Below are 13729 nucleotides of genomic sequence, written 5' to 3'. Positions count from 1 at the left end.
GCTTGCTCGCCTTTTTTTGTTGTCGTTAGCGCGACTATCGAACCGATTCAAGCTGTCTTCTTCTTTGACGTTTTGCTTTTCTAGCATGCAAAAGCTCATAAACCGTAGGCACCATAATCAGCGTGAAGAGAGTTGCTGAGGTCAGACCGCCGATAACTACGACAGCTAAGCCTCGAGAAACGATACTCCCTTCTTCGGCTTTGGCAAGGACAAGCGGCACCATCGCACAAATGGTTGCGACTGCAGTCATTAAGATTGGACGCATCCGGGTAGCCGCGGCTTCAAGCAAGGATTCACGAATGGTCATGTGCTCTTCATTCTGTTTCACACGGTCGATTAACACGATGGCATTCGTGACGACGATACCGATCAACATCAAGAACCCGAAGATCGAAGTTACGTCGAACGACGTTTTCGTGATCATCATACCGACAATCGCACCAACCGCTGCGAAAGGTAGGGATACCATGCTCGCAATCGGTGCGCGGAACGATTTAAACGTGATGACCATGATCAGTAGGACGATTCCAATGGAAATCCCCATGGTCATGAACAAGTCGGCAAAATCACTGGATTGCTCAGCGGAAGCTCCGCCAACGATCAAAGCAACGCCTGCTGGAAGCTTGAGATCCTTCGTATTTTTCGTGATTTCTGTGTTGATTTTAGATAATTTAGTTGAGTCTACAAGCGCTGTCACACGCAAGAATTGTTGACTATTCTTATGAAGAATCGTGTTGGACTCATTGGTTTTTTCGATCTTTGCAACCGAAGTCAACGCCGCTGGACCTGTAGCTGTCATGATTTGAATATTCGATAAGTCTGAAACAGTCGATGGATTAATCAAAGCATCTAACACGACAGGAATTTCTTTATTCTCCAGCTTCATGGAACCAATCGGTGTTGGGTTCATCAGGGAGCGGATTGTACCTGCAATTTCCTGAGGTTTAGCCAGTGCAGGATCAACTGTAATCGAATAGCCTGGTTTGGTTACATTTTGATTACTCGTGACTTTCTCAACGCCTTCGATACCTTTTATTGCCGCAATCACATCCGCAGCAGCCTGATCTAAGCTCTTGGCGGAATCGCCCGTTAAATCAACTGTAATCGCTGAACCTGTGCCGCCATCAAAGCCACCGCCACCAGCCTGCAAATCAGCATCTGGATATTTAGGCTTTTGACTAATGACTTGATCGATAAAATGCTGCGTATCCACATCTTTCTTCATGAATACTTGGAAAGTGGCAATCGTTGGAGGCGCTACACTGCCCCATTTGGCATTATCTTCGGTGTTCCCTTGTTGAAGAATAAGATGATCAAGCTCATTTTGTTCTAGCATAAATTTCTCTAATTCCATTGCTTTCTCACGTACAGTTGAAATCGGAGTTTCAGGTGTGTAGGAAAGTGTGACACTCAACTGGCTTGCCGTGGAACCGCCAACTGCACCTTTAGGCATGACGAAGTACAGAGCAATTGAACCGCCAAAAAGGATAAGGGAAACCAGAATGGAGATGAATTTATGATTCAAGCTCCAAGATAAAATGTTTCTAAGACCTTTCGACTCTTTATGCTCTTTTAATTTTGTATTGCGAAGCAACCAAGCGCTCATCACAGGCACGACAGTTAGTGCAACTAGGAGGGACGAAAGCAAGGAATACGTCACCGTTAATGCAAAAGGTAGGAGAAACGCCTGCAGCGAGCCTTTCAATAGGCCAAGAGGCAGGAACACCGCAACGGTTGTTAAGGTAGAAGCGGTAATTGCTCTAGCAACCTCACGGGTTGCATCAATGATTAATTCCTTGGAGAACTCGGCCTTCTGAGTTCTTCGGAAAATATTCTCGATAACAACGATACTATCATCGACGAGTCGACCTACGGCCACGGCGACCCCGCCTAGCGTCAAGATATTCAACGTTACGCCGGATTGGGAAAGCAGGAATAACGTTAACCCAAGTGATAAGGGAATGGAAACAATCGTAATGAACGTGGAACGAACGTTTCTTAGGAAGATCAGAATTACGATTGTTGCAAATAATGCGCCTAGTAACACTTCTCTCATCATGCTGTTAACGGAAGTGACGACGGATTCTGCTGTAGAGTAGATGACTTCTGCTGTCGCATTTGGATATTTTGTTGCGATCTCATCTGAGATTTTATCAACTTCCTTGCTGATATCAACCGCGTTGGAACTTGTGTCCTTCGTAACGACCAACGTTAGAGAGTCTTTGCCGTTAATCCGTGTCAATGTATCTTTGTTTGCGGCTACCTCAACAGTAGCAACATCCTTCAATTTAATTCCTGGCGCTACCGTTAAATTATTGAGTGTATTGAGATCATCTAGGTTCCCAACGACCTTAATGGCACTCGTTTTGCCATCGATGGGTCTTTCCCCAACATTGACGGTCACATTTTGACCCTGTAGAACCCCCATTAGAACTTGAACTGGCAATTGAGCTTTCGCTAATTTATCTTTGTCGGGGTGGATAATCACTTGAGATACAGAAGTACCACCAAGCACCACGCTAGCAAGACCTCTGATTTTCTGGAACTCAGGTAAAATTTTCTCTTGCGCAAGCTCGATATTTTGTTTGGTTATGCCATCTTTAAAATTGAGGGCTACCCACGAGAGTGGAATCATCGAAGTGTTTAAACGAATGACGAAGGGCTTTGACATGCCTGCAGGCAGAACAACCGAGGAGATCGCTTCTTGAACGCTTGCTTGGGCATCCTTCATTTTAATATCCGAATCAAATGTCATATCAATTTTCATAAAGCCGTCGGATGATGTGGAGAATACTTCCTTCTTACCGGGCACACTGGAGATAGCTTTCTCTATAGGTGTAGTTGCACTATCAAGCATGGATTTGGCATCGTAACCTTGACCGACGACCGTAACACTGATTTGTGGAAAATCTGCACTTGGCAGAAATTCCATTGGCAATTTAAAATAACTACCGATTCCTGTTCCTAAAATTAATATTACCAAAAAAATTACTGCTGCTTTGTTACTAAAAGCCCATTTCGTAAACCATGTCACACGTCTCGCTCCCTTTCATTATCTATCTCTATATTTCTCTAGTCTCAAGTATAGCAATATCAATCTTTACGCGAATATGGCTTGGGTATGGTTTCATCTCGGTCTAGAGTCTGAGAAATCCTCACTTGGATATAGAATTCCATCTTAAGTGTGTTCTATGTAAAAGGAATCATAAGTGGATGCATTTTTGATTTGAATAAAAGATATCCTTGCAGGAAATGCTACCCTTATCGTCCATAGTGTGGCGAAGATACTGAAGACGACGGGAAGTGAACGTAACGCATGTTACAAGGCAAAAAGAGGTTGATCTGGATAGCCCTCATCTGTGTGGTCTTGTTCAGTGCTTCCACAACGACTGTATTTGCGTATGGCAAAGGAGCAAAAGGGCCCGATGTCTACGCGGTCCAAGGGATGTTAAAATCTCTTGGTTACTACTCAGGACCGATTACAGGCTATTATGGTAATCAAACTCAAGCTGGGGTTAAAGCATTTCAAAGTAGATATGGTTTGGCAGTAACGGGAAATGTAGACGATCAAACCTTACAATCCATTCTCTGGGCTTATGGTAATCTGAAGATTCCGAAGAAGGTGACGCCAACGCCAACGCCTGTGCCAACACCAGCACCGACGCCATATACCCCAAGTCCAACACCTGCACCGCAGGTTCCATCAACGTCAGGCTTAACGGTGGAAGAGCAGCAAATGCTGGATCTTGTGAATAAAGAGCGCGCGAATGCTGGACTCTCAGCGCTTACAGCAGACCTGGAGCTCACCAAAACAGCTCGTCTCAAAAGCCAAGATATGGTGGACAACAAATATTTCTCCCATGATTCGCCGACATATGGTTCGCCATTCGATATGATGGAGAAATTCGGAATAACGTATAATGCAGCAGGGGAGAACATTGCCTGCAACCAAGGTGTTCAAGCGGCACATGAAGCACTAATGAACTCACCGGGACATAAAGCCAATATTCTGAGTAAAGATTATACGCATATTGGCATCGGCATTGTGGACGGTGGGCCTTGCGGTAAAATGTTTACCCAACAATTTATTGGTAAATAAGAAGTGATAAGGAGCTAAGCGGCGTTTGCGCTTAGCTCCTTTTGCTTTTGTAAATATGATGAGCTCCTTGGGGGATAATTGGGGACCTCTAAGTCGAAAAAATCGACTTAACCATTCCTCCGGGCGCGATTGGTCGAAAAAATCGACTTAACCGATCCCACCAGGCTTCATTGTTCTTTCGCATTTTTCACAGCTGTAATCACAATAAAAAGGGTGCCCCCGCCACATACATGGCTTTGGGGCACCCTCATTCGATTATGATATATGAATTATGTCGTTGATACAGGTTTGATGGCTTCGGTCCATTCGTTATACTTCTGAAGTGCAGTGCCTTGCTCAATCGCATGGCGGGTCATATAGATGCCTTCTTCGATGGAACCTGCTTTCTGAGAAACCCACAAACGCACAGCGCTGTTGAGCAACACCATATTTAAGTAAGGGAGTGCAGCGTCGCCGCGAAGGACGGAAAGTGCGGTTTCGGCTTGCAGTTCAGCCGTCCATTCCACAGCTGGAACCTCAACCATAAGCTCATAAATCTCAGGATCTACAATGAATAATTCACTTGTTTCCCCTTGAATAAGATAGGTTCTTGTACGTTTATCGACGCCTAAATCCTCTGACCCTTCCATACCTTGCACCACAATACCGCGAGAAACACCCAATTCAATGAGCAAATTCGTGATCTTCTCAAAAACCGTACCATGGAACACACCGACAGCCATGTAAGGAGCTTCTGTGAAGCGCAGCAGTTTCTCTGCGGTATTGAACACAGTTCTCAAACCAAGTTCTTTACGCAGCTCGCGCAGTTCACCAAGCGGAGCACACCAGCTTTCAGTCGGAGTGAACAGGAATCCTGTCCGCGCTGCAGCGGAAATCAAGGCTTCGCGTGAAGCTTCCAGCGCATTTACGCCCATCGCAGCAAGCACATCGGATAAGGTGATGCCCCATTTGGGTGGCATGCTCGGGCTGCCATGCAAGGTTGTTGGCAATCCGCAGGCTGCGAGCACGAAAGCAGTTGGCAACGTCGCAATAAACGTACGTGTGCGACCATCATACGGACCGGCACAGTCAATACTTCCTGCCATGGGATAAGTGCTTACACGCTGGCGCAACGCATTAATGAAGGCTTTGATTTCATCAGGTGATTCCATTTTAATTCGTTCTGCTACAAGAAAAGCACCGATTTGGGCTTGCGTAGCTTCACCGGTTAAAATGAGTTCGGCTGCTTGAGCAGCTTCCTCATAGGTTAAGTCTCTGGCTCCGCGTTTACCGCGGCCTACTTCTTTTAATAAGGATATCATCGTTTGCGGCCCCCTTTGTTCTGATCCTGTAGTATCTGATATACCTTGACGATGGAGGTTGCGACGTCGACCATACGCTTACGTTCATTCATAGCTTGTTTACGGAGAAAATCATAAGCTTCAGCTTCTGAGATGCCTTTGATTTCGCATAAAATTCGCTTCGCCTGATCAACCCACTTGCGTTCTTCGAGTTTAGAATGCAGTTGTTCGCGTTCTTGCTGCCACTCGGTACGTTGGAAATAATGGTTCACACCCAATATCAAAGCACAATGAATTTCCAATGGGCTCATCCTGGGGCCGATTAAGCCATCAATACCTGCATCCATTTTGCATTCATTAGAAGGAAATGTATGTGTATCACACCACCAGAACATTGGAAGACTCCGCTGTGCGAGCAAGCGTACACGCCAATCCGTTACTTGTTCAGGTCCTACCGATAATAATACCGCATCGACCTTGGGGAGGATAAAGGAAATTTCTTTCATATTAGATGTAGAATAAATGCGAAAACCTAAATCTTTCATAATTTCATCAGGCAAAGACTTATTTCCATGAATGTCTTCCGTTCGAACAGCATGTGCGGGCTCAGAGGAGGTAGCTGAGCGAGTTGACATAAACTCGTCGACCAATATGAATGATTGTAACATGGGAATACCTCCATCTTGAATTACTTTTTCATGATAAGTTCATGTTAGGTTTTGTTGCTAATTGGTATTATTATACGGCAATACTATAGCATATGCACCTAAAATTTGTCGATATGTTACTCGAATTATCATGTATAATATTTTTGTGTTATGTTTATTGACATGTCGTTGAGCGCATCGTATAATCAAGTTAAGAAATCGGCACAATGATGTGCCACCTAACGAAGGCAATGGCGCCTATCCCCTTACAAGTACGTAAATGGATAGGCTTTTTATGTTCACTTTTATGCAAGGAATAAAATAATCAATCATGCTGATCACGAAGAAGTGACGGCAGTGGCAATGAGGCCGATGAACATCCCACAATTGATGGGGTATGTTTGTCGGCCTTTTCTGTTAATGTACAGTCACACAAGGTAGGGTAGGAAAAAAAGAAGGCGAAAAGCCTCAAAAAAGGAGAGGGAATACATGGTTGATCGGAAAAGTTTTATGCAAGTGGGGCACAAAGGCTCTTTGTTCAGTTCATTCTTGTATTTCGACATGAGCTTCATGGTATGGGTTCTTTTGGGACCGCTAGCTGTCATTCTTGCCAAAGATTTTGGGTTGGATGCCGCACAGAAAGCAAACTTAGTTGCTTTACCAACTTTGGGGGGGGCGGTCCTACGACTAGTGCTTGGCGTACTTACAGATAAAATTGGTCCTAAACTAACAGGACAGATTGGACTTTCTCTTACCTTAATACCTTTATTCTGGGGATGGCAGTTCGCTAACACGATGGGAGATATGTATTTCGTAGCTCTGATGCTTGGTATTGCAGGAGCAAGCTTTGCTGCAGCACTGCCGCTCGCTAGCAGCTGGTACCCGCCGCAGTATCAAGGTTTAGCAATGGGCATTGCAGGGGCAGGAAATAGTGGAACGATCTTCGCTACTTTGTTTGCCAATCGTATAGCACAACATTATGGAGACTGGCACGTTGTTTTCGGTATTGCCATGATTCCAATCGCGATAACGCTAGTCATATTTAGTCTATTGGCAAAGGATAGTCCCAATAAACCGGCACCAAAAACGATTGCAGAGTACGGCAAAGTATTGAAGCAAAAGGATTCTTGGTTGTTCTGCATTTTCTATAGTGTAACTTTCGGTGGTTTTGTAGGAATGGCTTCTTATTTAACGATCTTCTTCAATACACAATATGGACTTTCTCCTGTACGTGCTGCAGATTTTACAACTCTTTGCGTCATCGGTGGTAGCTTCTTCCGTCCCGTTGGTGGATGGCTCGCAGATAAGCTTGGTGGAATTCGCATGTTAATGGTTCTTTACGGTGTCGTTGGTCTAATGATGGCAGGTATCTCGACACTCCCTGCACTTTCATTGACAACAGTCATGCTCTTCGTTGCTATGATGGCTTTCGGAATGGGAAATGGTTCGGTGTTCCAACTAGTGCCGCAGCGGTTCAAATCGGAAATTGGGGTAATGACAGGAATCGTAGGAGCAGCAGGGGGACTAGGTGGTTACTTCTTACCTAAAATTCTCGGAAATCTGAAGCTATCCACAGGTTCATTCACTCCAGGATTCCTGATTCTAAGTGGAATTGCACTCTCCTGTATCGTGATCATTGCAGTTGTTCAAGGGCAATGGAAACGCACATGGATTGGTGAAGGCGGAAAGGTGAAAGTAGCACCAGCAAGCATGGATACGGTTCAAGCATAAAGCAGAAGAATATCGCCGCTGGCTATATGTGGCCAGCGGCAATCTGTAAAGTTTTTGCTCATGTAGCTTGCTCATTCAGGCTGTATGGGCAAAGACGTTACGACTAGCGTCTTTGCCAGTTCAATCGAACTGCTCAAGCTCCATATCCCAATTCGTCATTTGGGGGCTTTGCTCCTAAATGACCCTTTTTTACAACTACTCAAATTCAAATGAAAGCCATAGTAAATGGATGGAAGGATGATCACAATGACAGTCAAAAAAGAGAAGTTAGTCCTGGTCGGAAACGGAATGGCGGGCGTAAACGCCGTTGAACATTTACTAAAGCTGACACCAGATAAATATGAGGTTACGATTTTCGGCAGTGAACCGCACCCCAACTACAATAGAATCTTGTTGTCATATGTGCTCTCCGGTGATTCTAAAGTCGAAGATATCGTGATACATCCCTATGAATGGTATACGAACAATAACATTACCTTATATACGAATCAAACGATCACGAACATCGACACGCTGACACAAACCGTTACAAGTGATAAAGGCATGACGGTTTCCTACGATAAATTAATTCTAGCCACCGGCTCTAATCCATTCATGATTCCTATGCCTGGTGCAGACAAAGAAGGCGTCATGGCCTACAGAACGATCCGTGATTGTGAAATCATGATTGAGTCCGCTAAAAAGTATAAAAAAGCGATTGTCATCGGCGGTGGCTTGCTTGGTTTAGAAGCAGCACGCGGATTCCTCAATCTTGGTATGAAAGTTGATGTCGTTCATATCGTCGATACGATTATGGAACGCCAGCTGGATCGTACGGCTTCCAAAATGCTGCAAGCTGCTCTCGAAGAGCAAGGCATTAACTTCTTGCTTGAGAAGCAATCGGCAGAAATTATAGGTGACAAGCGTGTGACGGGCTTGAAGTTCAAGGATGGCTCTGTTGCTGAAGCGGATCTGATTGTTATGGCAGTAGGCATCAGGCCGAATGTGGCGCTTGCGAAAGAATCCGGCATCGAATGCAATCCTGGGATTATCGTCAATGATTATTTGCAAACGAACGTTCCGAATGTGTACGCCGTTGGTGAATGTGCGATGCACAGAGGGATTGCCTATGGTCTAGTAGCGCCGCTCTATGAGCAAGGTGCCGTACTGGCGAAGCATTTGGCTGGCGTAGAAACGGGCCCGTATGAAGGATCCATTTTGTATACGAAGCTCAAAGTATCTGGTGTTGATGTATTTTCTGGTGGTAAATTCGTGGATGCCGAAGGAACCAAAGCGATTCGCATTCATGATGAGTTCACAGGTGTTTATAAGAAAGTCGTGATTCAGGACAATAAAATTATCGGAGCTGTGCTCTTTGGCGATACGGCTGATGGCACGAGACTGATGCAAATGATCCGTGAAGAAACGGACATTAGTGGGATGGCGAAAACGGCGATTCTGACGGATGGTTCGAGTGGCGGTGGTGGAGCGGCTTCCGGCGTAGCGGATATGAAAGATGATGCAATTATTTGTGGATGTAATGGTGTCACGAAAGGGACGATTTGTTCTGCGATTAAGGATCAAGGCTTAACAACGGTTGATGAAGTGAAAAACTGTACAACAGCGTCTCGTTCCTGTGGAGGATGTAAGCCGTTAGTTAGTGATCTACTGGCCTTTACCCTAGGCGCTTCTTATGACAAAAATGCTGCAAAAGAAACAATCTGTGGTTGTACGACGCATACGCGTGATGAAGTCGTTACTGCGATTCGGGAAAAAGGATTATCTCATGTGCGTGAAGTGATGAACGTGCTTGAATGGAAAAATGAAGAGGGCTGCTCCAAGTGCCGTCCAGCATTGAATTATTATTTGGGTATGATCAGTCCTGAAACGTATAAAGATGACAGCACGTCTCGTTTCGTCAATGAACGTATGCATGCCAATATTCAAAAGGATGGTACGTACTCCGTTGTTCCGCGGATCTATGGCGGTGTTACGAATCCAACGGAGCTCAAGCGCATTGCAGAGGTTGCAGAACAATTCAACGTTCCAACAGTGAAATTTACCGGAGGACAACGACTCGACTTACTAGGTGTGAAAAAAGAAGACCTGACCGCGATGTGGGAAGCTTTGGATATGCCATCGGGTTACGCCTACGGGAAAGCCTTACGGACAGTCAAAACATGTGTCGGCGAAACCTTCTGCCGCTTCGGTACTGGGGATGCAATGGGTGTCGGTATCGAACTGGAGAAACGGTTCGAGCGTCTAAATACGCCGGCCAAAGTGAAACTTGCAGTATCGGGCTGCCCGCGAAATTGCGCAGAATCAGGCATTAAAGATTTAGGTGTCGTGTCCGTCGATGGTGGCTGGGAGTTATATGCTGGAGGCAACGGTGGCGTCAAGGTTCGCGTTGGCGATCTGCTAAGTACAATCAAGACGGAACAAGAGATTATTGAATATACCGAAGCGTATTTGCAATATTACCGTGAGACAGGGAAATACGGTGAGCGCACGAGTGAGTGGGTACACCGTCTAGGCATCGAACATATCCGTGATGTTGTCGAGAATGAAGCTGAGCGTAAACAATTGTGTGAACGTATGGATCTGGCGCTTTCAGTTACCCAAGATCCATGGAAACAAGCCATTGATAGCAAGAAAATCCAACGTGATCTCTATGAGGTTGTTGAGCTGAAGTAGTAATAGAGAGATAAACCGGGAGGAGCAGAGAACATGATAACACAAAATGAGCAAATGATTTGGGTGCAAGCCGTTTCCTACGAGGATTTAGCATTTAATACGGGGAAGACGATTCGATATCAAGGAGAAGAGGTTGCCCTATTCAAATTGAAAAGCGGGAAGCTTCAAGCGATTCAGAATCGTTGTCCGCATAAAGAAGGCGTTCTTGCCGAAGGCATTGTCTGTGATGACCATGTATTCTGCCCCATGCATGATCGCAAGATCCATTTGCCTTCCGGACTCGTGCAAGCTCCTGATACTGGCTGTGTGAAAACGTACCTCACCAAAGTGGATGATGGAACGGTCTACATCGGGTTTCCGATTGGTAAGGAAATGGCGAGTTAATTCTTTTTCTTCTATAAAAGAGATTGATCAGCGGGGGTGGGGTGCGTGAAATCAGCACTGGTCACATTATTGGATGAACAACCCTCCTCCCATTGTTGCTTTTGCAGTATGCAGTGTGGATTGGAGATCTTACCAAGTGAGAAGACAGAAGTGCTCACGATTAAACCGAGCGCGAATTTCCCTGTTGCGACAGGCCGACTATGTCAGAAAGGTTTAAACGCATTGGAGCATGTCGTTCATTCGGAACGCATTCTGGAGCCGCTTCATAGGGAGATAGTTAGAGTAGGTCAGTGGCAGCCTGTGTCTTGGACGCATGCGTATTCGGATATTGCGAAGAGGATTCAAGCTTTGCAGGCTGAACATGGGCGTGATGCCATCGGCGTCTATGGTGGCGGATCCTTAACGAATGAAGTAAGTTACTTACTTGGTAAGTTTACGCGAGTGGCTCTGAGGTCAAAATATATTGATTATAATGGCCGTTATTGTATGTCATCGGCTGCTGCGGCGAGTAATCAAGCCTTCGGTATCGATCGTGGAATGACGATGCCTTTATCGGAAATTCCCAATGCGAAATATATCATTCTAGCTGGCACGAATATTGCGGAGTGCCAACCTACGATGATGCCCTATCTATTAGAAGCAAAGAAAAAAGGCGCAGTGATCGTCACGATCGATCCTCGCAATACGATGACCTCCAAAACAGCAGATATTCATGTTCGTCTTCAGCCAGGCTTCGACTCCGTATTCATCAATGGACTTCTTCATGTGATGATTGAGGAGAACCTCGTTGATCAGAAGTTCATTCAATCGCGTACGAGTGGCTTCGAACAAGTGAAAGAAGCTGTCAAATCCTTCACACCGGCTCGCGTTGAGTATTTAACAGGCGTACTTGAAGCTGTAATTCGTACAATTGCACGTGGCTTTGCGAAGGCGGAGACGGGTATCGTACTCACTGCAAGAGGTTTGGAGCAGCAAGTGAATGGCGTTGAAAACACACTCAATTACATTAACTTGGCGCTGCTCACGGGGAAAATAGGGCGTTCAGGCTGCGGCTATGGGGCTGTGACCGGTCAAGCGAATGGTCAAGGAGGTCGCGAGCATGGGCAAAAAGCCGACCAACTCCCAGGCTATCGCTTGATCGAAGATCCTGCTGCGCGTGAGCATGTGGCGAAGGTATGGGGCATCGATCCAAGCGAGCTGCCAGGTAAAGGTGTTTCTGCCTATGAGCTGCTGCAAAAAATCGATGAAGGTGAAATAAAAGCTTTGATCGTGTTGGGATCCAATCCGCTCGTTTCCAGTCCAAATAATAAGATGGTAGAGCGTGCTTTACAAAAGCTAGATTTACTTGTAGTTGTTGATATGTTTGAGACCGAAACCGCGCGGTATGCGCATTATATTCTGCCAGCATCCTCCTTCGCTGAGGCAGAAGGCACCATGACCAACCTCGAGGGGCGCGTGTTCCATCGGAGGAAGGCTATGGAGCTGCCGGGAAATTGTAAGCTGGATTATAACATCATTAGTGAACTTGCTGAAGCGCTAGGACGAGGCGCATACTTTCAATATGCGGGTATTGAAGATGTGTTTCGAGAACTAGCTGCAGCTACGGCAGGTGGCAAAGCCGATTATAGTGGTATCACCTATGAGCGCCTTCAAAAGGAGAAAGGGATCTTCTGGCCTTGTGGGACGGCTGACCATCCAGGAACACCGCAATTATTCCAAGATCGTTTCCATCATGCGGATGGCAAAGCCAAATTATTCGGTATTCAACCCAAAATGCCAGCAGAGCCAATTGATTCCGACTATCCTTTCGTGCTCACAACGGGTCGTCTAGCTAATCATTACTTAAGCGGTGCTCAGACGCGTCGAACCGAAGCATTAAATAAGAAGGCACCCGTTCCGGTTGCCGAGATTCATCCCTCTTTGGCCAAACGAATTGGCCTAAGCCTAGAACAGAAAATCCGGATCACGAGCCGGCGTGGCTCACTTGTTTGTCAAGTTAAGGTCACCGAGGGCATCCAACCACGTACCGTCTTCGTTCCTTTCCATTGGGGCGACGAGCATTCGATCAACGTGTTGACGAATGATGCCTTGGATCCAACAAGCCGGATGCCGGAGTTCAAAATTTGCGCAGTGAAGGTTGAGCGAGTTGAATAGATAGGTTGAACCACCCCAGTTGGCTGCAACTGGGGTGGTTTTTGTTTGGTGAGGTAATTCCCAACCCAACCCCGACCCAACCCAACCCGACCCGACCCAACCCAACCCAACCCAACCCAACCCAACCCAACCCCGACCCCACGTCGCCTGCTCGCAGACAAGTAACTCTCCAACCTCTGCACACAAAACTAATTAACTGGATTTTGTACATCTAATTTTACTCAAAACACGCTGAAATTGAATTTAGATGGATTTTTTGTACGTAATTTAGTTGATATTGGCGATATCGAGAATAATGGGGTGAATTAACTACATTTTTTCCATCTAATTGGAATTCCGGTTGAAATATCAAGAAATAACTGTATTGAATCCAGTTAATGTCTGGTTTGCATAAGCTACTCACTGCCCAAAAGTATTCCGCCTATTTTTCTCTAGATACCGCACCATTGACAACAGCCCTTCATAAACTAATTTTGACTGTATCCCTTAACCTTGTAATTCCCAATACCCGAGCAAGGAGGGGTGACACACATCCATGGGCAGCGACCACAAAAACAAATTTTTACTTACGAACCGCGAACGCGAAGTATTCGAACTCTTAGTGCAGGACAAAACGACAAAGGATATCGCACAGCAGCTTTTCATAAGTGAAAAGACTGTGAGGAATCATATATCGAACGTCATGCAAAAGCTGAACGTAAAGGGTCGTTCACAAGCGGTTGTAGAACTGATTAAGCTTGGGGAATTAAAGATCTGATTCC

General features: G+C 45.6%; 9 protein-coding genes. 6 read left to right on the top strand and 3 right to left on the bottom strand.

Annotated elements, in window-relative coordinates:
- Positions 1–34: 34 nt before the first annotated feature.
- Positions 35–3034 (bottom strand): efflux RND transporter permease subunit, encoded by a 3000-nt coding sequence (locus tag AC58QG_RS29790; protein WP_497365684.1) that lies wholly within the window; start codon positions 3032–3034, stop codon positions 35–37.
- 282 nt (positions 3035–3316) lie between these two features.
- Here AC58QG_RS29790 and AC58QG_RS29785 point away from each other — a divergent pair, with 282 nt between their 5' ends.
- Positions 3317–4099 (top strand): peptidoglycan-binding protein, encoded by a 783-nt coding sequence (locus AC58QG_RS29785; protein ID WP_497365683.1) that lies wholly within the window; start codon positions 3317–3319, stop codon positions 4097–4099.
- Positions 4100–4368: 269 nt separating this feature from the next.
- Here the strand turns inward: AC58QG_RS29785 and AC58QG_RS29780 are convergent, their stop codons facing one another.
- Both AC58QG_RS29780 and AC58QG_RS29775 read right to left on the bottom strand, forming a co-directional pair.
- Positions 4369–5400 (bottom strand): anthranilate phosphoribosyltransferase, encoded by a 1032-nt coding sequence (locus AC58QG_RS29780; RefSeq protein WP_497365682.1) that lies wholly within the window; start codon positions 5398–5400, stop codon positions 4369–4371.
- Positions 5397–6047, bottom strand: coding sequence for an ANTAR domain-containing response regulator (locus tag AC58QG_RS29775; RefSeq protein ID WP_497365681.1), 651 nt, complete (start codon positions 6045–6047; stop codon positions 5397–5399). Before AC58QG_RS29775 ends, AC58QG_RS29780 begins: the two co-directional genes overlap by 4 nt.
- Positions 6048–6515: 468 nt before the next feature.
- Between AC58QG_RS29775 and AC58QG_RS29770 the strand changes: the two genes are divergently transcribed.
- The 5 genes from AC58QG_RS29770 to AC58QG_RS29750 all read left to right on the top strand — a co-directional run bounded on the left by AC58QG_RS29770 (position 6516) and on the right by AC58QG_RS29750 (position 13725).
- Positions 6516–7757 (top strand): nitrate/nitrite transporter, encoded by a 1242-nt coding sequence (locus AC58QG_RS29770; protein ID WP_497365680.1) that lies wholly within the window; start codon positions 6516–6518, stop codon positions 7755–7757.
- Positions 7758–8003: 246 nt separating this feature from the next.
- Positions 8004–10430: a nitrite reductase large subunit NirB gene (gene nirB, locus AC58QG_RS29765; RefSeq protein WP_497365679.1), complete on the top strand. Its 2427-nt coding sequence runs from the start codon at positions 8004–8006 to the stop codon at positions 10428–10430.
- Positions 10431–10463: 33 nt separating this feature from the next.
- Positions 10464–10814, top strand: coding sequence for a nitrite reductase small subunit NirD (nirD, locus tag AC58QG_RS29760; RefSeq protein ID WP_497365678.1), 351 nt, complete (start codon positions 10464–10466; stop codon positions 10812–10814).
- 45 nt (positions 10815–10859) lie between these two features.
- Positions 10860–12968 (top strand): molybdopterin oxidoreductase family protein, encoded by a 2109-nt coding sequence (locus AC58QG_RS29755; protein ID WP_497365677.1) that lies wholly within the window; start codon positions 10860–10862, stop codon positions 12966–12968.
- A 535-nt stretch (positions 12969–13503) separates the two neighbouring features.
- A complete protein-coding gene (locus tag AC58QG_RS29750) occupies positions 13504–13725 on the top strand; it encodes a helix-turn-helix domain-containing protein (RefSeq protein WP_028556998.1) in 222 nt (73 codons plus the stop codon).
- Positions 13726–13729: the final 4 nt, after the last annotated feature.

It is taken from the genome of Paenibacillus sp. J22P169, assembly GCF_059691995.1.
Note: the sequence above shows the minus strand (reverse complement) of the source record. Positions and strands in the feature narration are given on the sequence as shown.